This is a genomic window from Jannaschia formosa (assembly GCF_003340555.1).
GTDB lineage: Bacteria > Pseudomonadota > Alphaproteobacteria > Rhodobacterales > Rhodobacteraceae > Jannaschia > Jannaschia formosa.
The window spans coordinates 38,349-58,221 of record NZ_QPLJ01000012.1 but is presented as its reverse complement, the minus strand read 5'-3'; the positions used below and the strand labels follow the sequence as shown (position 1 = coordinate 58,221).

Here is a 19,873-nt window from a genome sequence, read left to right as displayed (position 1 = left end):
GGAAGGGGAAAGCCGCCGGGGGGCGCAAGCCGGGGTTGTGCGGCGCCCCGCCGTCGCGGATAGGAGAGGGGATTGACCGACCCGGACCGACCGCTTCGCCCATGGCCTTGCAAGTTCAGAACGACCCCGCCCCAGACGGCCGGACGCGGGTCTTCATCACCGCGTCCGAGGCCTATCCCGCCTTCGAGGATGCCGTCCTCGACGCAGAAGACGAAGTGTTCGCGGGCTTTCGCATCTTCGACCTGTCGACCCCGCTGGTCGGGTCGCGCGCGCGCGCGGTGGGGCAGGACTGGTTCGACCTGCTGCTCCACACCGTGTCGCGCGGGGTGCGGGTCCGGCTGATCCTGTCGGATTTCGACCCGGTCGTGGCCGAGGCGCTGCATGCGTCCACATGGCGCACCCTGCGCCTCGCCGCCGCCCTGCGCGAGGTGGCGCCGGCCGGGGCGGTGTTCGAGACCCACGCCGCGCTGCACCCGGCGCGGCTGGCCTGGCCGGTGCGTCTCGCGCTCTGGCCGCGGGTGCAGAAGATGCTCGAGGCCCGCATCCGCGAGCTCGATGCGATGCCCGACGCGGCGCGGGTCAACCTGCTGCGCGACCGGCCGGGGCTGCTCGCCCATCTCGTCAGGCAGAAGAACAGCCACCGGCCCCGCCGCCTGCGCCTGCCGGAGCTGGTCCCGGTGACGCATCACCAGAAGGTCGCCGTGATCGACGGGCGGCGCGTCTATTGCGGCGGGCTCGACCTCAACGCCCGGCGCTACGACGACTGGAACCACGACCGCCCCGCCGAGGAGACCTGGCACGACGTCCAGCTTCTGCGCGACGACCCCGAGACGGCCGCCGCGACCCGTGCCCATCTGATCGACTTCGTCGCCGTCACCCATCGCGCCGCCGATCCCCCGCCCGGGCCGCCCGTCGTCCTGCGCACCCTGTCCTCGCGCGCGCCGGGGACGCCCAGGCTGTTCTCGCCTCAGACCGTCCTGTCGGAGCTGGAGGAGGCGATCCTGGACGGCATCGCCTCGGCTCGCGACCTGATCTACCTCGAGACCCAGTTCATGCGCGACCGCCTGATCGCCCGGGCGCTGGCCAGCGCCGCCCGCGCGCGGCCCGGGCTGCGGCTGTTCCTGGTGCTGCCCGGCGCGCCGGAGGACGTGGCCTTCTTCGGCTCGCGCCGCGCGGATGCGCGTTTCGGCGAGTACCTGCAGGCCCGCGCCGTGCGCAAACTGCGCCGCGCTTTCGGGGCGCGGACCTTCATCGGCGCGCCCGCGCAGCGCCGCCCGGCCCGGAGCCGGGGCCGCGACACCCTGCACGGCGCGCCGCTGATCTACGTCCACGCCAAGGTCTGCCTCTTCGACGACGACCGCGGCCTGATCAGCAGCGCCAACCTGAACGGCCGCAGCCTGCGCTGGGACACGGAGTTCGGCGTCCCGCTGCGCGGCGCCGCCGAGGTCGCGGCCACGCGCCGCCGGCTGCTTCAGCACTGGCTGGGCGAGGGGGAGAGCGGCCCGCTGCTCGAAGGCGAAAGCTGCGTCGCCGCCTGGCGCGAGCTGGCGGGAAAGAACGCGGCCCGCGCGCCCGAGCATCGCCGCGGCCTGCTCGTGCCCTATCCCAGCGGGCCGGGCCTGCGCCTCGGCCGCGACCTGCCCGTCGTCCCGGACGAGATGGTCTGATCGCGCCTGGCGCCGGCCGGGGCGGCGGCCGGATCCCCTGCCTCGGTCTCCGGCCGCCTCGCCCAATCCCCCGCCTCGGATTCCGCCCGCCCCGCCCGGGAAGCCGCCCCGGCGTCAGGCCCGGAGCCGGGCCAACGGTGCCAGCCCCACAAAACCCGTCACGAAGCCTTCGGCGTGCGGTCCCGCTCGATCCGGTCGAGCAGGCGGTTCACCCCGCGCGCCAGCGTCGCGCCGTGGGCGTCGAGCCCCAGCACGGTCATCCGGCCATGGGTCGCCCCCTGCTCGATCGCGGCGAAGAGGCGGTCGAGCTCCGCATCGACGCTGCTGCGCAGCGCCTCGGTGGCCAGCTGCGAGCGGTGGCGTTCGATCTGCACGGCACGCAGGATGTCGAGCGCGTCGGAGATCTGGTTGAGGTCGCGCTGTGGGCAGGGCCGGATCCGGGTCGTGCTGGCATCGGTCGTCAACCGGCAGACCGTGCCGATCAGGTTGCGGATCGAGCTGTCGACGCGCCGCCGCGTCACATGGGCGATGCCGCCGAACAGCAGCAGCAGCGCGCAGAACAACGCGATGTCGCGGAAGATCCCCGCGCGGATGGCGGCCAGCTCCCCGTCGAGCCGCTCGACAAGCCGCGCCGTCTCGCCGGTCTCGACCGCGCGCAGCGCGCCGATGGCCGCGTCCGCGCGCTCCAGCCAGTCGGCCGGCACCACGTCGCGCGCGGAACCCTCCTCCGACAGCAGGTCGGCGCGGGCGGCCTCGAACCGGCGGACCGCGCTCGATCTTTCCCAGAGGTCGAGGAAGCCGCGGGATTCGTCGTCGGCGACCAGCCGGAAGGCCTGCAGCCGCGTGCGGGTGACCAGCGCCTGCGCGGTCAGCGCCGCGCGGTCCTCGCCCGGCTGCGGGGTGCCCCGCGCCGCGTGGAGGACGAGGCCGATCGTCCGCTCCAGCCCGATCGCGTCCTTGGCCGCCATCAGGCTGGCCAGCGCATGGGACATCGTCGCGACGCGGCCCGAATGCGCCGCCGTCCCGCCATCGGCGACCGCGCCGATCAGGCGCGCCGTCTCGCGGGTCATGAGGTCGCGATACGCGCGCGACCCGACCCTGCCTGCGTCGGCGCGCGCGCGGGCCTGCTCCAGCCAGGCCGCCAGCGCCGGGAAGTCGGGGGCCGACGCCCCGGCCTGTCCGGGCCGCCGGTCCTCGCGCAGCAGCAGCCGGGCGCGGGTCACCATCTCGTCGGTCCGCATCCGCTGGGCTGTAACCTCCTCGCGCAGCCCGTCCAGCGGCGCGGCGAGCCAGGCTGCGGTCAGCCCCCGCTCGCGCTGCATCTCGTGGACGACGGCGCCGATTTCTCGCGCCTCGGCCACGATCAGCCGGTCCTGCGCCAGCTTCCGTCGTTCCGACAGGTCCCCGATCAGCGAGGCCGCGGCGAACAGGATCGCCACCGACAGGCCCGCGAAGAAGATCACCGCCATCGATTGACTGACGGTCAAGGTTTTCAACCTGTCCATGTCTCACTCCGACTTTCTGCCGGTCTTATGGGCATCAGGTCTTGCCAAATCCTTACCAATGGCCGGCGGGCGCGACGGCCATTGCATCCCGTGCGCGGGCGGGTCAGGGTTTCCCCATGAGATCGGACAGCCTCTTCGACGAGATGTACGAGCCCGATGGCTCCCCCCGCGCGGCCTACGCAGATTTCGCCCGCTGGTTCGAGGCCGAGGATCCGAAACGCCTGCGCGCCAAGGCGCGCGAGGCCGAGGACGCCTTCCGCCTGACCGGCATCACCTTCAACGTCTACGGCGACCCCGACGCGGGCGAGCGGCTGATCCCGTTCGACATCGTCCCCCGCATCATCGCCGCGCGCGAATGGGCGAAGCTCTCGAAGGGGATCGAGCAGCGGGTCCGCGCGCTCAACGCCTTCCTCCACGACATCTATCACCGGCAGGAGATCGTGCGCGCCGGCGTCCTGCCCTACCAGATGATCGCCCGGAACGAGGCCTTCCTGCCGCAGATGGTGGGCGTCGACCCGCCGGGCGACATCTACACCCATATCGTCGGCATCGACCTCGTCCGCACGGGCCCCGAGCAGTTCTACGTGCTCGAGGACAACGCCCGCACGCCCTCGGGCGTCAGCTACATGCTCGAGAACCGCGAGACGATGCTGGCGATGTTCCCCGAACTCTTCACCGACAACCGGGTTCAGCGCGTGTCGAACTATCCGCGCAACCTGCACGCCTCGCTGTCGGCCTGCGCCCCCCCGGCCTGCGACGGCGTGCCGACGGTGGCGGTGCTGACGCCGGGCATCCATAACTCCGCCTATTACGAGCATTCCTTCCTCGCCGACCAGATGAGCGCCGAGCTGGTCGAGGGCCACGACCTGCGCGTGGTCGACGGCCGCGTCGCGATGCGCACGACCCGGGGCTACCAGCCCATCGACGTGCTCTACCGCCGGGTCGATGACGACTATCTCGACCCGCTGACCTTCAACCCCGATTCGATGCTGGGCGTGCCGGGCATCTTCGACATCTACCGCGCGGGCGGCATCACCATCGCCAATGCGCCGGGCACCGGGGTCTCCGACGACAAGGCGATCTACAGCTACATGCCCGAGATCGTGCGCTTCTACACTGGCGAGAACGCTCTGCTGGAAAACGTGCCGACCTGGCGCTGCTCGGACCCGGACGCGCTGGCCCATGTGCTCGCCAACCTCGAGGACCTCGTCGTCAAGGAGGTGCATGGCTCGGGCGGCTACGGCATGCTGATCGGCCCGGCCGCCTCGAAGAAGGACCTCAAGGCCTTCCGCGCCAAGCTGGAGGCGAAGTCGGGCAACTACATCGCTCAGCCGACGCTGTCGCTGTCCACGGTGCCGATCTTCGCCAACAAGGGCCTGGCACCCCGCCATGTCGACCTGCGCCCCTTCGTCCTGGTCTCGCCCAACGGGATCGACATCACGCCGGGCGGCCTGACGCGGGTGGCGCTCAAGAAGGGCTCGCTCGTCGTCAACTCCAGCCAGGGCGGGGGCACCAAGGACACCTGGGTGCTGGAGGAAGAGTGATGCCCTGCAAGGGAAACCGGCCCCGGACGAACGGGGCGCCGCGCGCCGGCGCCGGAGAGGTCGCATGCTAGGAAAGACCGCCGGCGGCCTCTACTGGATGTTCCGCTACATGGAGCGGACCGAGAACCTCGCGCGCCTCGTCGAGACCGGCGAGCGGATCGCGCTGACGAGGGGCGACGGCACCGACTCCGAATGGAAGTCGATCCTCTCCACCGCCGGCGTGCGCTCCGCCTATATGGAACATCACGACGAGATCACGGGCGATGCGGTCATCGACTGGCTGCTGCGCTCGCCCGACAACCCGTCCTCGGTGATGTCCTGCGTCGAGGCGGCGCGGATGAACGCCCGCACCGTGCGCACCGCGCTCACCCGCGAGGTCTGGGAGGCGGTCAACGAATGCTGGATGGTGCTGTGCGACACGCTCGCCCGCAAGGTGCCGACCCGCGACCTGCCGCAGGTCCTCTCGACGATCCGCGCCCGGTCGGCCTTCGTGCGCGGCGCCCTGCACGGCACGATGCTGCGCGACGAGATGTACGACTTCGCCCGTCTCGGCACCTTCATCGAGCGTGCCGACGCCACCGCGCGCCTGCTCGACGTGAAGTATTTCGTGCTGCTGCCGTCGATCGCGGGCGTTGGCTCGCGCCTCGACAACGCCCAGTGGGAGATGATCCTGCGCGCCGTCTCGGCCGAGGGGCCGTTCCGGCAGGTCCACGGCAACACCCGCGGCGCGCGCGAGATCGCGCAGTTCCTGATCCTCGACGGCCGCATGCCGCGCTCGCTGGCGTTCTGCTACACGAAGATCGGCGACAATCTCGAATATCTCCTGCGCGATCACGGGATCCGCAAGCCCTGCCACGACCTCTCGGACGAGATCTGCGACCGGCTCCGCGAGATGAGCATCGAGGACATCTTCGAGGAGGGGCTGCACCAGTTCCTGCAGGACTTCCTGAAGCGCAACGCCGCCTTGGGCCACCAGATCGAACAGGACTTCCGTTTTTACAGATGACCCAGACCCTGCATATCCGCCACGTCACGACCTATGAATACGACGCACCCGTGACCTACGGGCTGCAGCAGCTGCGCGTGACGCCCAAGGCGCGGCACGGCCAGCGCATCGTGAACTGGGGGACGAAGGTGCATGGCGGCAAGATCGAGGTCACTTTCGACGACAGCCACGCCAACCGGGTGCAACTCGTCTCGCTCAACGAGGGCGTCGAGAAGGTCGAGATCATCGCCGAGGGCGAGGTCGAGATGTCCGACGATTCGGGCATCATCGGCGAGCAGGGCGGCTACATGCCGCTGTGGATGTTCCTGCGCCCGACGGACCTGACCCGCCGCGGCTCGGCCACGCTGGCGCTGGCGCGCGAGGTGCGGCGCGTCGAGGACCAGCTCGAACAGATGCACGCTTTGTCGAAGGCCGTGCGCGAGGCGGTCGCCTACGAGACCGAGGGCATGTCCGTCTCCCGCACCGCCGAAGAGGCGGCAAGCGAGGGGCGCGGCGTCTGCCAGGACCACGCCCATATCTTCTGCACCGCCGCCCGCCTGCTGGAGCGTCCGGCGCGCTACGTCTCGGGCTATCTCAAGATGAACGACCGCGAGGAGCAGACGGCCACCCACGCCTGGGCCGAGGCCCATATCGACGGCCTCGGCTGGGTCGGCTTCGACATCTCCAACGGCTATTCGCCGGACACCCGCTATTGCCGCGTGGCGACCGGGCTCGACTACTCCGACGCTGCCCCGATCTCCGGCATCCGCCAGGGCGCCGGGACCGAGAGGATGCACGTGGAAGTCCGCGTCGCCGCCGAGGCGCAGAGCCAGCAGCAACAGTCGCAGTCTTCGTAGTGTGGACGAAGGTCCGCGCTTCGGGGCGGTGGGGGAGGGCGGTCAGCGTGGACTTTCGTCCACTCCGGATTTGTGACCTCAGGCCCGTCGCAGGCGGGTGAAGCCGAAGAGCACGGCCAATGCGGCAACGAGCAATCCTAATGCGCCCGGAAGGGGAACAGGAACCGGAGGCGCCGTCGGCCCGGAGCCGAGTTCGGACTCGAGAAGCTCGACCGAGACCAGGGCTCCGTCGCTCGCGCCGCCCGTCACCATCCGGGTGTTCGTGAACAGGGGCGAGAGGAAGGACCCGCCGCCGCCGCCGCCGAAGGAGTACAGGACGTCTTCGTCGACCGTGTCCAGAAGCCCGCCGCCGCCGCCGCCGCCGCCGCCGTAGCCGGCTCCCCCGCCGCCGCCGAGGAAGCCGCCGGCGCCACCGCCGCCGCCAAACCCGCCGGCTTGATCACCGCCGAACGTACTCTGGCCGCCGCCAGTCCATTCAGGTCTCGAGAAGCCGCTGTTGATAGTCACGTCTTCCTTGTCAGGCCCATCCCAGCCCGCACCGCCTCCGCCTCCTTCCACGGTAATCCACCTGTCTTCGACTGTGTCGGCAGACGGATTTGCAAGTAGGTAGGCTTGACCGTCTCCTCCACCTGCTCCGTCGACGCCGCCTGACCCACCCTTGCCTTCGAAGAGTCCGCCGGCATTCTGACCTGCCGTGGCGGCGCGGCCATCACCGCCATCGTAGAAGGCGATCCGGTCCCAATTGAAAGGGCATAGACAACCGAATCCGGCGCCGCCGCCGCCGCCGCCTGCAATGGCGAGCGCGTCTGGTCCCGCAGAGAAATAGCTCAGGCCGCCGCCGCCGCCTCCATGATAACTCTTTCCGGCGCCACCGACCAAAACATCGAAGCTTGCGCCAGCGTCCAGGAACAGTTCGCCGGCGATCAGGGCGCCGACACCGCCGGCTGTAATGGCGCCGTCGCCGCCCCGCGCGCCTCCGACGGTCACGCGATAGACGCCCGCCTCGACGACGGTGCCCGTCTGAATTTCACCGGCATAGCCGAAGCGAAACGTCGCGGCCTGGGCGGCAGGCGCCGTGACAAGCGCAGCGAAGACGGCGCTGGCGAAAATTAAGGAATACAGCGGCTGAAAATTCATCTTCACCCCCAAGGAAGCGGTCAGAATACGTTGTGTGATGATTTCTTGAGGAAGCGCAGCTTTGCGCAAGCTGTCAAGGCGAACGGGTCGAGGGACCGGCCCCGAGGTCTGGACGTGAGCAGGGGTGAACAAAAATCCATCGGAGGCGTCGCGGGGGATGTCTCCCAACCTGAACGGGATGCGACGCCCGGCCCAAGGAGCAGGTTACCTCCACCGCCCCAGCGCGTCCTCATCCTTCTCCACCGCCGCGACCCACGCCTCCCCGTCCGCCGTCACTTCCTTCTTCCAGAACGGCGCGCGCGACTTCAGGTAGTCCATCAGGAAGGCCGCCGCCTCGAAGGCTGCCTCGCGGTGGCGCGAGGACGTGGCGACCATCATGATGCGGTCGCCGGGGGCCAAATGTCCGTAACGGTGGATCACCGTCACCCCCGCCAGCGGCCAGCGGTCGGCGGCTTCCCGGGCGATGGCTTCCAGCGCGCGCTCGGTCATGCCGGGATAGTGCTCGATCTCCATGTGGCGGAGCCCGCCCCCGTCCTCCGAGACGACGTCGCGGACCCGGCCGAGGAAGGTGACGACGGCGCCGGTCTCGGGGCCGGTCTCCAGCCGCTCCGCCTCGGCGGCGAGGTCGAACTCCGCCTCGGTGACGAGGATGCGGAGCGCGGCAGCGGATGTCGGACCCGGATCACCCATGGATCACCCGCGGATCACCCATGAAATCACCCCCCGGTCATCGGCGGGAAGAACGCCACCTCGCGGGCGCCGGCCAGCGGCGTGTCGAGCGGCACCAGCTCCTGATCGACCGCCGCGCGCACGGTGGTCATGTCGGCAAAGGCCACGGCATAACGCTCCTCGCGCGCCCGCAGCTCCTCGACCAGGTCGGCCACCGTCGCAGCCCCGGTCTCCACCTCCTCGCGGCCCGTCCCGATCCGCTCCCGGAGCCAGGCGAAATAAAGGACCCGCAGCGTCACCTGGGCTTGTCCGTCAGATAGGGCCGCGCCTTCGAGAAGTAGTCCCAGCCGGTGATCGCCGTCAGCGCCGCCGCGATCCAGAGCAGGATCGTCCCCGCGAAGAAGGTCGCGTCCTGCAGCCAGAGCAGCAGGCCCAGCGACAGCTCGTCCGGGATCTCGCCCTCGAGGATGGCGCCGACCGTCTCCATGTCCATGCCATGCACCCGTTCGGCGAAGTGATGCTCGAAGATGCCGGTCGAGAACAGCACCGCGATGGCGATCATCTGCGCCGTCGTCTTCCACTTGGCCAGCTTCGTGACCTTCAGGAGCGACGAGGTCGCGCCGAGGAACTCCCTGAGGCCGCTGACGAAAACCTCCCGGAAGAGGATGATCGTCGCGGGCAGCAGGATCCAGGGATTCATTCCCGAGAAGCCAGTGATGACCAGAAGCGCGATGACCACCATCGCCTTGTCGGCGATCGGGTCGAGCATCGCACCGAAGCGGCTCTCCTGGTTGTATTCGCGGGCGATGTAGCCGTCGAACCAGTCGGTCACGGCCGCGGTCACGAAGAGCACCAGCGCGAACCAGTCCGCCCAGGGCCGGGCGAAGAACAGGAACATCACCGCCACGCCCGGCGCCGCGAAGAGCCGGATGACCGTGAGGATATTGGGCAGCGTCCAAGTCATGGCCTTGGTCTAGCGGGCTTGTCCCGGACACGCCATCCCCGGCACGCGCGCCGGCCGTTTCGTGCGCGAAACAGGCACAACTCCAGTCGCAGGGCGCGTTTTCGGCCGGGGACCGGCTTGCGCCGATCCCGCCTTCGGCCGGGAAAGGACCCCCGAACCCGTCTCCGGGCGCCGCTCACCCCTTCTCGTGGAAATGCCGGTGGATCGTCTCGGCCATCGCGTCGCTGATCCCGTCCACCGCCTTCAGGTCCTTCAACGCCGCACGGCTGACCGCCTTGGCGGAGCCGAAATGCGTCAGCAGCGCGCGCTTGCGGCCCGGTCCCACGCCCGGCACCTCGTCGAGCGGGTTTGCGACCAGCGCCTTCGCCCGCTTGGCGCGATGGGTGCCGATGGCGAAGCGGTGCGCCTCGTCGCGCAGGCGCTGGATGAAGTAGAGCACGGGGTCGTTGCGCGGCAGCGCCTTCACTGGCTGGCCGGTGCGGTGGAACTCCTCCTTGCCGTGGTCGCGGTCGACGCCCTTGGCGACGCCGACCATGGCGATGTCCTCGACCCCCATCTCGCGCATGATCTGGCGCACCGCGCTGACCTGTCCGGCACCGCCGTCGATCAGCAGCAAGTCGGGCCAGAGGCCGGAATTCCGCTCCGGGTCCTCCTTCAGCAGGCGCTTGAACCGGCGGGTCAGCACCTCCTTCATCATCCCGAAATCGTCGCCCGGGGTCAGCTCCGTGTCCTTGATGTTGAACTTGCGGTACTGCGACTTCTCGAAGCCCTCCGACCCGCTGACGATCATCGCGCCCACGGCGTGACTGCCCTGGATGTGGGAGTTGTCGTAGACCTCGATTCGCGCCGGAGGGGCGGGCAGGTCGAAGGCCTCGGCGATCCCGCGCAGCAGCCGGGCCTGCGTCGCGCTCTCGGACATCCGGCGGCCCAGCGATTCCCGGGCGTTGCGCACGGCGCCCTGCACCAGTTCGGCCTTCTCGCCCCGCTGCGGATGCAGCAACTGCACCCGGCGCCCGGCCTTCTCGGACAGGGCCTCGACCATCAGGTCGCCATCCTCGATGCCATGCGACAGCAGCACCATGCGCGGCGGCTCCTTGCCGTCGTAGAACTGGCCGAGGAAGGCTTCCATCACCTCGGCCGGGCTCATGTCATCGGAGACCTTGGGATAGAAGTCGCTGTTGCCCCAGTTCTGGCCCGCGCGGATGAAGAAGACCTGCACGCAGGCCTGGCCGCCCTCCATGTGCAGGCCGATCACGTCGGCCTCGGGCACGCCCTGGGGGTTGACGCCCTGGGTCGACTGGACGTTCGTCATCGCCTTGATCCGGTCGCGCAGGGCTGCGGCGCGCTCGAACTCCATCTCGGCGGCGGCGGCCTCCATCTCCTGGGCGAGCTTCTCCTGGATCTCGGTCGTCTCGCCGCGCAGGAACCGCTCGGCGTCGCGGACCGACTCGGCATAGGCGCTGTGGGTGATGTGGCCCACGCAGGGGGCGCTGCAGCGCTTGATCTGGTAGTTGAGGCAGGGCCGGCTGCGGGCCTCGAACTCGCTGTCGGAGCAGTTGCGCAGCAGGAACACGCGCTGAAGCTGGTTGAGGACGCGGTTCACCGCGCCGGCCGAGGCGAAGGGGCCGAAATAGGTGCCCTTGCCCTTGGCGCCGCGATGCTTGCGGATCTGCGGAAAGCCGTGGCCGGAGGTCACCTCGATGTTCGGGAAGGACTTGTCGTCGCGCAGCAGCACGTTGTAGCGCGGCTTGAGCTGCTTGATCAGGTTCTGCTCCAGCAGCAGCGCCTCGAGCTCGGTTCCCGTCGTCAGCACCATCATCGATGCCGTCTCGGAGATCATCCGCCGGATGCGCGGACTGTGGCCGCTGAGCCGGGCATAGTTCGAGACCCGGTTCTTCAGGTTGCGCGCCTTGCCGACATAGAGGACGCGGCTTTCGCCATCGAGCATGCGGTAGACGCCCGGCGAGCCGTCGAGCGTCCTGAGGAAGGACTTGATGACCTCCGGGCCGGTCCGGATCGTGGCGTCGTCCATGGCTCTCTCGATTCTCGCGCGCTGCCTCGGGAAAGGGGTGAGTCGCAAGGCCCCAGGGGCGGGCCAATCCCCCGTTCAAGCTGGGGATAAATCTGGGGGCAATCCAGTTCCAGCCTTTGGAGTCAACGGGTTCGTTAAGCTTCTATGACAGATTGGTGACGCTGTGTCAGAGGACAAACCCCTGATTCGGCGAGGATAAATAATTATGAATCCCGGATTCGCCTGTTTCGGAAGGGGCCGCATCCCCCGAAAAGCGCGCAGGGATCGCTCGTGGACAGTTTCAGCCGGTCCCCGTGCGACAGGGCTCATTCGACCCCGAGCACGTCCGGCGTCTGCCAGGCCAGATGCTGTCCGCCATCGACGCAGATCAGCTGTCCCGTGACCGAGGACGCGCCCAGAAGATAGCGGAGCGCGTGCAGGATGTCCTGCGGCGGCGAGCCGCGTTCCAGAAGCGTCGCGTCGCGCTGTGCTGCGAAATGCGCCTCGGACTGGCGGGTGCCGCGAAGGCTCGGACCCGGGCCGATCGCGTTGACCCGGATCCGCGGCGCGAGCGCCTGCGCCGCGGTCCGGGTCAGCGTCCAGAGCCCGGCCTTGGCCAGCGTGTAGGTCATGAACTCGGGGGTCAGCTTGCGGACCCTCTGGTCGATCATGTTGACGACCGAGGCGGCGGCCTGCGGCAGGCCGTCGGACCCGACCTCGGGCGCCTGCCGCGCGAAGGCCTGGATCAGCAGGAAGGGCGCGCGCAGATTCGATCCGAAATGCCGGTCCCAGCTTTGATGCGTGGCAGTCGAGAGGTCGTCATGTTCGAAGATGGAGGCGTTGTTGACCAGCACCGTGAGCGGCCCGCCCAGCGCCTCGGCGGCGCGGGGGACCAGCGTCTCGCAGTCGGCGAGGTCCAGCAGGTCGGCGCGGAGCGGCACCGCCTTCCGCCCCATCGCCTCGATCTCGGCTGCGACGGCGCGGGCGCCCTCGTCCGAGGTGGCGTAATGCACGGCGACGTCGTGGCCGAGGCGCGCCAGCTCGCGCGCCATCTCGGCGCCGAGGCGCGCCCCGGCCCCGGTGACGAGGGCCCTCATGTCAGCACCCAGAAGAGGTAGGACCCGTAAAGCGCGACCAGCCCGATGCCCCAGAGGCGGGTGATGTCGCGGCCGAGGAAGACGAAGGGCACCAGCAGCAGCGTCGCCCCGAGCATGATCCAGAGGTCGAGCACGAGGAACGACCGCTCGACCGGGATCGGCCCGACCAGCACCGCGACGCCGATGATGCCGAGCAGGTTGAACAGGTTCGACCCGATCACGTTACCCAGCGCAACGTCCGCATGCCGCCGGATTGCCGCCATGACCGTGGTCGCCAGTTCCGGCAGCGAGGTGCCGATGGCGACCAGCGTCAGGCCGATCACCGTCTCGGTCACGCCGAAGGCGCGGGCGATGGCGGTGGCACCGTCGACCAGAAGGTTGGCGCCCAGCGGCAGGCCGACGAGGCCGAGGATGAGGAAGACGCTCAGCTTCCAGCCGGGCAGGCCGGGCTCGGCGCCCTCGACCTCCACCTCCTCGCCGCGCGAGGCGAGGAAGGTCGCGGCCAGCACCGCGGCCAGCGCGGCCAGCAGGATCAGCCCGTGCCACCAGACCAGAATGCCGGTGAAGCAGAGGCCGATGAACAGCACGCTCGCCCCCAGCATGTAGAGATAGTCGCGCCGCGTGTCGTGGCCCGAGGTGTGCATCGTCGCGATCAGCGCGGGAATGCCCAGCACCAGAAGGACGTTCGCCGTGTTCGAGCCGACGACATTCCCCAGCGCCAGGCCCGGCGCCCCGTCGAGGATCGCCTGCACGCTGACCAGAAGCTCTGGCGCCGAGGTGCCGAAGGCGACGACGGTCAGGCTGACGACCAGCGCGGGCAGGCCGAGCCGCAGCGCCAGGTTGACGGCGCCCTTCACCAGAGCGTCGCCTGCGAAGATGAGGATGACGAGGCCGACGACGACGCTCAGGACTTCGAAGATCATGCGCGCGGTACCTTCCGGCAGGGGCAGGGGCCGCGCCCGACGCGCGGCGCGCCGCAATCGCGGCAGGTCGCGCGACCGCGCAGGCGCGGCATGCGCAGCCGGCCGAACATGGCGAGCACGGCCATTCCGATCAGGAACAGGGTGACGATCTTGACCAGCATCTACAGGCCGTAGCGCGCCCAGAGCGCGCGGCTCTCCAGCGCGGCCGCCGCATCGTCCAGCACGGAGGGCATCAGCCGCTGCAGGAAAGGCCGGCGAGGGGCGAGGCGGCTGAAGCGCAGATCGTCGCCGTAGCGCGCGCGCATGATCGGCACCAGGTGCCCGATCCCGTCGACGAGCCCGGCCTCGACCGCCTCCTGCCCGATGAAGACGTCGCCGGTGAACAGGTCGCGGTCGGTGACGAGTCGGTCGCCCCGGCGCGTCCGCACGTGCTCGATGAAGCTGTCATGGATGCGCGCCTGGATCGCCTTGAGCCGGGTGACGTCCTCGTCCCGCTCCGGGCGAAACGGGTCGAGCAGGGACTTGTCCTCGCCCGCGGTGTGGACGCGACGCTCGATCCCGTAGCGGGCGATCAGCTCGTGAAAGCCGAACCCGGCCGAGATCACTCCGATGCTGCCGGTGATCGAGGACGGGTCGACATGAATGTCGTCCGCCGCCGCCGCAAGCCAGTAGCCGCCCGATGCGGCGACGTCCTCGACGAAGGCATGGACCGGGATGTCGAGCTCGTCGGCCAGCCGCCGGATATGCCCGCCGATCAGCGCCGACTGGACGGGCGACCCGCCGGGCGAGTTGATCTGCAGCGCGACCGCCTTGGGGCGGCCCTTGCGGAAGGCACGCTCGATCAGCGGCGACAGCCCGGCATGGGAAAGTGCGCCGCGCCCACCCCCGGCCGAGATGACGCCTTGCAGCCGGAGCACCGAGACGCGGGGCGGTCTGGGGGTGAACGGGAAGGGGGCGCGGAATGGCATGGAGGGCATGTAGAGCCCAGCCTTCGGAGGAACAAGGCGAGCGCGGCGCATTCCCATGCGGCGCGCGCCCAAGGTGCCGGCGGGCACCGGTCGGCCCGGACCATGGTCCGTCGGGAGGCGGGGCGAGGGCCTCGGGCGCATGGATCGGGAGGGAGGGTTCGGGCAGCCGAGCCGGGCGCCAGGGGGGCAATCGGCCCCATATTCGCCGATCCGGACGGTCCGGCTGGGTTTTCCCCATGCGTCGGCGGCCCGCCCTCGCATGACGGGCGGACCTGAAGCGCAAGGTGCGGGCTGCGCGCGACCTGGCCGATGGTCTTCCTTTGCCTCCGGCCCGCGCGCGTCTGGCGCCGCCCTAGGGCGGGACCCGGCGCCTCGGCTGCCAGCTGCGCCGCGGACGGGCCGAGCCGCCTCGGGCCGGGAATGCCGCGCGCCGTCCGGCCGGTCCCCGCGAAGCCGGCGATCCCGCCTGATGCCTGGCGCAGCTCCCTCCGCTGCGGCCCCGCCTGTGGTAACCGCGGACTCGGCCCAAAGACCACCTGGTCCGAAGGATCCTCGGGTCCGACCCGCGAGGCTGAAGGCTTGAACGCGCGGCGCTGGACGGAAGGGAACAGTCCTAGCGCACGACGAATTCCGCATGCAGCGCGCCCGCCGCCTTGATGCTCTTGAGGATGTCGATCATGTCGCGCGCCGAGACGCCGAGCGCGTTCAGTCCCGCGATCACATCCGAGAGCGAGGTGCCTCCCTCGACCAGCGCAAGACCCGGTCCCGGCTCCTCCTCCAGCCCGACGGCGGTGCGCGGCACGACGACGGTCTGGCCTTGGGCGAAGGGGTTCGGCTGGCTGACCAGCGGCGCCTCCTGCACGCGCAGGGTCAGGTTGTTCTGCGACACCGCGACTTCCGAGATGCGCACGTCCCGGCCCATCACGATCGTGCCCGAGGCCTGGTCCACGACCACCCGTGCGCGATGCTCCGGCTCCACGGCGATATTCTCGATGCTGCTGATCAGGTGCGCGGGCGATTGCGCCTTGCCGGTCCCCATGTCCAGCAGGACCGTGCCGGCGTCGAGCATCCGCGCATAGCTGCCGCCGAGCGCGCCGTTGATCGCCCGTTCCACGCGCGACGCGGTGGTGAAGTCCGGCTCCCTCAGGGCGAGCCGGATCTGCGTCAGCTGGGTGAAGTCGAAATCGACCTCCCGCTCGACCCGGCCGCCCGAGGGGATGACGCCCGCCGTCGGCACGCCCTCGACGATCTCGGCTGCCTCGCCCCGCGCGGCCACCCCGCCGGCAATGATCGTCCCCTGCGCCACGGCGTAGACGTCGCCGTCCGCCGCCGTCAGCGGCGTCATCACCAGCGTGCCGCCCAGCAGGCTGTCGGCGTCGCCGATGGCCGAGACGGTCACGTCGATTCGCCCGCCGGCGCGGGCGAAGGGCGGCAGCGTGGCGGTCACGATGACCGAGGCGACGTTGCGCGGGCGGAACTGCTCCCCGGTGACGTTGACGCCGAGGCGTTCGAGGATGTTGGTCATGATCTCTTCGGTGTAGGGCGCGTTGCGCAGCCCATCGCCGGTGCCGTCGAGCCCGACGACGAGGCCGTAACCCACAAGGTCGTTGCCGCGCACCCCGTCGAACTCGACCAAATCCTTGATGCGGACCGACTGCGCCCGGGCCTCGGCCGCCGCGCCTAGCGCGAGGACGAGGACCAGCAGCCATGTCAGGGCGGCGCGCGCCCTCACAGGTAATCCGTCAGGCGCAACCGGGCTCGCCTTGCGGTGATCGCGTAGAGGGATTCGAGGCGCGCGAACTCGTTCTGCAGCGCCGAGGCCGCCTCGAACCCGTCGATCCCGATCATCTCGCCCAGGTCCATCTCGGTCCGGGCGCGGCGGTCGTCGGTGGCGGAGATCAGGTCGCCGACGCGCTGCTCGACCGCGCCGACGCGCCCGTGCAGGCCCGGCAGGTCGCCCCGGGCGGAGGCCAGCCTGCTCTGCATGTCCTGCGTCGCCGCCGAGGCGGGCGTCAAAGTGAAAGCGGCGTCAGACAGACCGGCGACCAACGCGACCTGTGCCACGGCCTGGACCAGCACGGGATCGGTGGCGTCGACGGGGAAGCCGACGCTGCGGCCGTCGCCGGCGGGAAAGCGGACGGGATCGGTGGCGCCGAGGGTCAGGCGCGTCGTCTCGTAGGCGCCGCCGGGGGCAAAATAGGCATCTATATCGGCCGCATAGGTCGCGTAGTCGGCCGCGCCCGAAGCAAGGGCCCGGATGTCGGCCAGCAGGCCGTCGACATCCTGCAGCGGCCCCGCGGCGCTGCCATTGCCGAAGAGCGCCCTGTCCGAGACGGTCTGGTTCAGCCGGGCGGCCATGTCCCGAAGGCTGCCCTCGGCGACGTCGGGCGCGAAGCCCGGGCTGTCCGCCGAGGCAAGGCCGGCGGCCAGCCCCTCGGTGAGCAGGTCCATCCCGCCGGAGATCCCTTCCAGGGCCCGCTGCAGCCCCTCGCCCCAGGTTCCGGCGCGGGCCAGGCTGTGCGCGGTGCCGTCGAGCACGGTCAGGGCGTTGGTCAGGCGCGACAGCTCAGAGAAGTCGCTGCTGAGCGCGCGGCCGAGATCGGAGCTGCGCCCCGACGCGACCTCCTGCGAGAGGATGTCGACGCGGGCGCGCGTCTCCTGGGTGATGTCGCGCGGGCCGTAGAGCGGGCGGGCGAGGCCGATTTCAGGTCGCATCTCAAATCTCCGTAATTCGATCCATCATCTGACCGACCGCCTGGATCAGTCGCGCATTCGCGGCGTAGGCCTGTTCCACCTGCAGCAGGCGCTGCATCTCGGTGTCGATATCGACGGCGGCGCCGTCCCGCAGCGCGATCAGGCGCTCCGACGAAATCCGCGAGGTCTCGACGGCGTCGTCGGCCTGGACGCGCTCGGAGGAGATCGCGGAGCGCAGCCGCCCGCCCAGGCCGCTCAGATCCGTCGGCGCGGTTCCGAGGACAGCGGAGAAGGGCGTCGTTCGGGCCGAGAGCGCGTCCGAGAAGCGCAGCAGCTGCGCGTTGGAGGTCGCCGGCTCCTGCGGGCCGGTGCCGAAGCCTGCGCGCAGGCGGTCCGGCCCGTCGGCGGCGAGCAGGCCATTGAGCTCCAGCCGGCCGGCGAGCCCGGCCAGCGGCGCGACGGCCACCCGCGCCCCGGCATCGCTGAAGAGCCCCGCTTCGCCCGCGCCGAGGCTGGGGTCGGCGGCCGGATCCTGGAAGCGGCCCGCAAGCTCCTGCGCGAAGGCGTCGAGCCGGGCCATCGCCCGCGGCGCTGCCTCGTCTCGCAGGGTGAAGAGCGCGCCGAGCGAGCCGCCCGCCAGCCCGTCCCCGGGCTGGCTCGTGCCGACCGGGCGCCCCTTGACCGACAGGCCGGACAGGTCGCCGGGATAGGCGAAGTCGGGCGCGACGAAGGGGCGGGCGTCGAATTCCACCTCGGCGGGCGAGCCGTCGAGCAGGATGACGCCCCCCTTCGAGACCAGCGCGACCGACCCGTCCGACCGCGGCAGTTGCCGCAGCGGGACCGCTTCGGCGACGCGGTCGACCAGCACGCCGCGCCGGTCGCGGAGGGAACTGGCATCCCCACCCAGCACCTCGAGCCGCCGGATCCAGGCGTTCAGGTCCGCGACCTGCTTGAGGTCGCCGTTGAGCTGCGCAACCGCGTCGGCGAGTTGCCCTTCTGCGGTCTGGCGGGCCCGGGTGACCGTGTCGGCCAGGCCGGTGACGGCGTCGACGAGATCCGCCGCTGCGTTCGACGCGGCGATCAGACCATTCGGCGCCGCCGGATCCGCCGCCGCGACCGTGAGCGCGGCATCGAACCGGGCGAGCAGCGCCTGCAGGCTGCCGGGCCGGTCGGGGTCGCCGATGACCTGGTCGAGCCGGGCGGCGAAGCCTTGGGCGACCGAGGCACCGGCCGTGTCCGCGCTCGCATCGCGGCGCAGCTGCTGCAGGGCCGGATCGACCTCGCGCACGGTCGCGGTGCCCCGGACGGACCCGTCCGAGACGACCGAGCGGCGCGCATAGCCGGGCGTGTCGGCAGACGCGACATTCGACGACAGGACCTCCGCCCGGCGGCTCTGGAGGGTGAGGCCGATCATGGCCTTGTTGAGGGATGCGGTCAGGCTCATGCTGGCCTCCTATCGTCGGGGCTGGCGTCAGCGCTTGATGTTGGTCGTCTCCTGCAACATCTCGTCGACGGTCTGGATGATCTTCGCGTTCGAGTTGTAGGCGCGTTGCGTCTGGATCAGCTGCGTGAGTTCGGAGGCGACATCGACGGCGCTCTCTTCCCGCGAGAAGGCGACCATGTCGCCGACGGGGCCTGCGCCCGCATCCCAGAGATAGAAGTCGCCGCTGTCCGGGGAGACCTGATAGGTCTGGTTCGAGAGCGCCTCGAGTCCGTTCAGGTTGCGCACGTCCACGACCGGGATCTGGTAGAGCCGCTTGGTATAGCCGGTGTCGTAGATCGCGCTGAGATTGCCGTTCTGGTCGACCTCGAGCCCCGCGAGGATGCCGACGGGCGAGCCGTCCTTGGTCACGGCCAGCGGGGCGAACGTGTCGGAGAGCTGTGTCAGCGGCCCTTCCTCGAGCGGCATGCCGATATCGATCAGGATGTCCCCGCTCTGTGCGGCGACGGTGACCTCGCCGGTCGTCGCGTCGTAGGTGCCGGTGCCGAGATCGGTGACGGCGGCGATCATGCCGCCCGCCGCGCGGCTGTCGTCGAACTCGACCGTGAAGGCGCCGATCAGGGCGCCGCCCTGGGCGTCGTCGCGGATCTCCATCGTCCAGGTGTTGGTGGCGGGGTCGGTCGGCAGGGCGGGCAGCGTCGGGGTGAAGGTCACGTCCAGGTTCTGCGACTGGCCGAGATTGCCGAAATACTCCACCGACAGGGAGCGTGGGGTGCCGGTGGCCCCGGGAAGCGTGTCGATGGCGGGGATGTTGACGCCCAGCGAGATGGCGGTTGTTGCGTCGCCCTCGAGCTTGGCGCTGTCGATGCGGACGGGCTGCAGCCCGACGGCCGTGTCGCGGGGGAAGGCGGGGATCGTGCCGTCGCGATTGGCCGGCCAGCCCATGAGCGCGAGACCCGAATCGCTGCGCAGGACGCCGTTCTCGTCGGGGCGGAAGGACCCGGTGGTCGTCATCTGCAGCGGCAGGGTGCCGTTCGCCTGGTTGAGCGCGCTCATCGGGGTGACGGGCAGCATGCCGCGTCCGCCGATCGCGAGGTCGGTCGCGTTGGTGGTCGTGACGAGCGTGCTGCGCTCGTCGACGGCACGGCCGGTGGTGACGCGCACGCCGCCGGCGGAATAGCTGCCCCGCGTCTGCTCCATCACGAGGGACTGGAAATCCGCGGTCGCGCGCTTGTAGCCGAAGGTGGCGGAGTTCGCGATGTTGTCGGAGATCGTGGCCAGCTTGCTCGCGTTCACGCTGAGACCGGTCACACCCGCGTTCAGGGAGGAGGAGATCGTCATTCGAGGCCCTTTCGCCGCTGTTGCATCCGGGGCTTCCCCCGAGTCGCACCGAGCTTAGGCGCCGGTTCTT

18 protein-coding genes are annotated in these 19,873 nt (G+C 70.2%); 4 read left to right on the top strand and 14 right to left on the bottom strand.

Annotated features, from left to right (window positions below):
• Positions 1 to 101 precede the first annotated feature (101 nt).
• Positions 102 to 1,667 (top strand): phospholipase D family protein, encoded by a 1,566-nt coding sequence (locus DR046_RS13465; protein WP_115382911.1) that lies wholly within the window; start codon positions 102 to 104, stop codon positions 1,665 to 1,667.
• A gap of 158 nt (positions 1,668 to 1,825) precedes the next feature.
• Here DR046_RS13465 and DR046_RS13460 read toward each other — a convergent pair whose 3' ends face one another.
• A complete protein-coding gene (locus tag DR046_RS13460; protein WP_115382910.1) occupies positions 1,826 to 3,172 on the bottom strand; it encodes a nitrate- and nitrite sensing domain-containing protein in 1,347 nt (448 codons plus the stop codon).
• Positions 3,173 to 3,288: 116 nt separating this feature from the next.
• Here DR046_RS13460 and DR046_RS13455 point away from each other — a divergent pair, with 116 nt between their 5' ends.
• The 3 genes from DR046_RS13455 (at position 3,289) to DR046_RS13445 (ending at position 6,558) form a co-directional block, all read left to right on the top strand.
• On the top strand, positions 3,289 to 4,716 hold the full coding sequence (locus DR046_RS13455) for a circularly permuted type 2 ATP-grasp protein (RefSeq protein ID WP_115382909.1): 1,428 nt from the start codon (positions 3,289 to 3,291) through the stop codon (positions 4,714 to 4,716).
• A 64-nt stretch (positions 4,717 to 4,780) separates the two neighbouring features.
• Positions 4,781 to 5,722: an alpha-E domain-containing protein gene (locus DR046_RS13450; RefSeq protein ID WP_115382908.1), complete on the top strand. Its 942-nt coding sequence runs from the start codon at positions 4,781 to 4,783 to the stop codon at positions 5,720 to 5,722.
• A complete protein-coding gene (locus tag DR046_RS13445) occupies positions 5,719 to 6,558 on the top strand; it encodes a transglutaminase family protein (RefSeq protein WP_115382907.1) in 840 nt (279 codons plus the stop codon). Before DR046_RS13450 ends, DR046_RS13445 begins: the two co-directional genes overlap by 4 nt.
• A 78-nt stretch (positions 6,559 to 6,636) precedes the next feature.
• Here DR046_RS13445 and DR046_RS23675 read toward each other — a convergent pair whose 3' ends face one another.
• The 13 genes from DR046_RS23675 to DR046_RS13385 all read right to left on the bottom strand — a co-directional run bounded on the left by DR046_RS23675 (position 6,637) and on the right by DR046_RS13385 (position 19,803).
• Positions 6,637 to 7,764: a hypothetical protein gene (locus tag DR046_RS23675; RefSeq protein WP_167767104.1), complete on the bottom strand. Its 1,128-nt coding sequence runs from the start codon at positions 7,762 to 7,764 to the stop codon at positions 6,637 to 6,639.
• Positions 7,765 to 7,899: 135 nt separating this feature from the next.
• On the bottom strand, positions 7,900 to 8,385 hold the full coding sequence (locus DR046_RS13435) for a molybdenum cofactor biosynthesis protein MoaE (protein ID WP_115382905.1): 486 nt from the start codon (positions 8,383 to 8,385) through the stop codon (positions 7,900 to 7,902).
• A 26-nt stretch (positions 8,386 to 8,411) separates the two neighbouring features.
• On the bottom strand, positions 8,412 to 8,657 hold the full coding sequence (gene moaD, locus DR046_RS13430) for a molybdopterin converting factor subunit 1 (RefSeq protein ID WP_115382975.1): 246 nt from the start codon (positions 8,655 to 8,657) through the stop codon (positions 8,412 to 8,414).
• 2 nt (positions 8,658 to 8,659) lie between these two features.
• Positions 8,660 to 9,328 (bottom strand): CDP-diacylglycerol--glycerol-3-phosphate 3-phosphatidyltransferase, encoded by a 669-nt coding sequence (gene pgsA / locus DR046_RS13425; protein WP_115382904.1) that lies wholly within the window; start codon positions 9,326 to 9,328, stop codon positions 8,660 to 8,662.
• Between the two features lie 175 nt (positions 9,329 to 9,503).
• The gene (gene uvrC / locus DR046_RS13420) at positions 9,504 to 11,360 is read right to left on the bottom strand and encodes an excinuclease ABC subunit UvrC (RefSeq protein ID WP_115382903.1); all 1,857 of its coding nucleotides are present in this window, start codon (positions 11,358 to 11,360) and stop codon (positions 9,504 to 9,506) included.
• A 305-nt stretch (positions 11,361 to 11,665) separates the two neighbouring features.
• Positions 11,666 to 12,436: an SDR family oxidoreductase gene (locus DR046_RS13415; protein WP_115382902.1), complete on the bottom strand. Its 771-nt coding sequence runs from the start codon at positions 12,434 to 12,436 to the stop codon at positions 11,666 to 11,668.
• The gene (locus DR046_RS13410; RefSeq protein WP_209313586.1) at positions 12,433 to 13,359 is read right to left on the bottom strand and encodes a calcium/sodium antiporter; all 927 of its coding nucleotides are present in this window, start codon (positions 13,357 to 13,359) and stop codon (positions 12,433 to 12,435) included. Before DR046_RS13410 ends, DR046_RS13415 begins: the two co-directional genes overlap by 4 nt.
• On the bottom strand, positions 13,356 to 13,520 hold the full coding sequence (locus DR046_RS23670; protein ID WP_167767108.1) for a hypothetical protein: 165 nt from the start codon (positions 13,518 to 13,520) through the stop codon (positions 13,356 to 13,358). The genes DR046_RS13410 and DR046_RS23670 overlap by 4 nt, the downstream gene beginning before the upstream one ends.
• On the bottom strand, positions 13,521 to 14,327 hold the full coding sequence (locus DR046_RS13405) for a S49 family peptidase (protein ID WP_115382973.1): 807 nt from the start codon (positions 14,325 to 14,327) through the stop codon (positions 13,521 to 13,523).
• 613 nt (positions 14,328 to 14,940) lie between these two features.
• Entirely contained in the window at positions 14,941 to 16,041 is a 1,101-nt protein-coding gene (locus DR046_RS13400) for a flagellar basal body P-ring protein FlgI (RefSeq protein ID WP_115382972.1), read from the bottom strand.
• Between the two features lie 14 nt (positions 16,042 to 16,055).
• The gene (locus tag DR046_RS13395) at positions 16,056 to 17,042 is read right to left on the bottom strand and encodes a flagellin family protein (RefSeq protein ID WP_115382901.1); all 987 of its coding nucleotides are present in this window, start codon (positions 17,040 to 17,042) and stop codon (positions 16,056 to 16,058) included.
• A 1-nt stretch (position 17,043) separates the two neighbouring features.
• Complete coding sequence (locus DR046_RS13390; RefSeq protein ID WP_115382900.1) at positions 17,044 to 18,465, bottom strand: FlgK family flagellar hook-associated protein; 1,422 nt, start codon at positions 18,463 to 18,465, stop codon at positions 17,044 to 17,046.
• A 27-nt stretch (positions 18,466 to 18,492) separates the two neighbouring features.
• On the bottom strand, positions 18,493 to 19,803 hold the full coding sequence (locus tag DR046_RS13385; RefSeq protein WP_115382899.1) for a flagellar hook protein FlgE: 1,311 nt from the start codon (positions 19,801 to 19,803) through the stop codon (positions 18,493 to 18,495).
• Between the last annotated feature and the right edge of the window lie 70 nt (positions 19,804 to 19,873).

Excerpts from the sequence above, each read along its gene's own strand:
- DR046_RS13465 (WP_115382911.1), top strand. The coding sequence starts at position 102 with ATGGCCTTGCAAGTTCAGAACGACCCCGCCCCAGACGGCCGGACGCGG.
- DR046_RS13460 (WP_115382910.1), bottom strand. The coding sequence starts at position 3,172 with ATGGACAGGTTGAAAACCTTGACCGTCAGTCAATCGATGGCGGTGATC.
- DR046_RS13455 (WP_115382909.1), top strand. The coding sequence starts at position 3,289 with ATGAGATCGGACAGCCTCTTCGACGAGATGTACGAGCCCGATGGCTCC.
- DR046_RS13450 (WP_115382908.1), top strand. The coding sequence starts at position 4,781 with ATGCTAGGAAAGACCGCCGGCGGCCTCTACTGGATGTTCCGCTACATG.
- DR046_RS13445 (WP_115382907.1), top strand. The coding sequence starts at position 5,719 with ATGACCCAGACCCTGCATATCCGCCACGTCACGACCTATGAATACGAC.
- DR046_RS13435 (WP_115382905.1), bottom strand. The coding sequence starts at position 8,385 with ATGGGTGATCCGGGTCCGACATCCGCTGCCGCGCTCCGCATCCTCGTC.
- pgsA (WP_115382904.1), bottom strand. The coding sequence starts at position 9,328 with ATGACTTGGACGCTGCCCAATATCCTCACGGTCATCCGGCTCTTCGCG.
- uvrC (WP_115382903.1), bottom strand. The coding sequence starts at position 11,360 with ATGGACGACGCCACGATCCGGACCGGCCCGGAGGTCATCAAGTCCTTC.
- DR046_RS13415 (WP_115382902.1), bottom strand. The coding sequence starts at position 12,436 with ATGAGGGCCCTCGTCACCGGGGCCGGGGCGCGCCTCGGCGCCGAGATG.
- DR046_RS13410 (WP_209313586.1), bottom strand. The coding sequence starts at position 13,359 with ATGATCTTCGAAGTCCTGAGCGTCGTCGTCGGCCTCGTCATCCTCATC.
- DR046_RS23670 (WP_167767108.1), bottom strand. The coding sequence starts at position 13,520 with ATGCTGGTCAAGATCGTCACCCTGTTCCTGATCGGAATGGCCGTGCTC.
- DR046_RS13405 (WP_115382973.1), bottom strand. The coding sequence starts at position 14,327 with ATGCCATTCCGCGCCCCCTTCCCGTTCACCCCCAGACCGCCCCGCGTC.
- DR046_RS13395 (WP_115382901.1), bottom strand. The coding sequence starts at position 17,042 with ATGCGACCTGAAATCGGCCTCGCCCGCCCGCTCTACGGCCCGCGCGAC.
- DR046_RS13390 (WP_115382900.1), bottom strand. The coding sequence starts at position 18,465 with ATGAGCCTGACCGCATCCCTCAACAAGGCCATGATCGGCCTCACCCTC.
- DR046_RS13385 (WP_115382899.1), bottom strand. The coding sequence starts at position 19,803 with ATGACGATCTCCTCCTCCCTGAACGCGGGTGTGACCGGTCTCAGCGTG.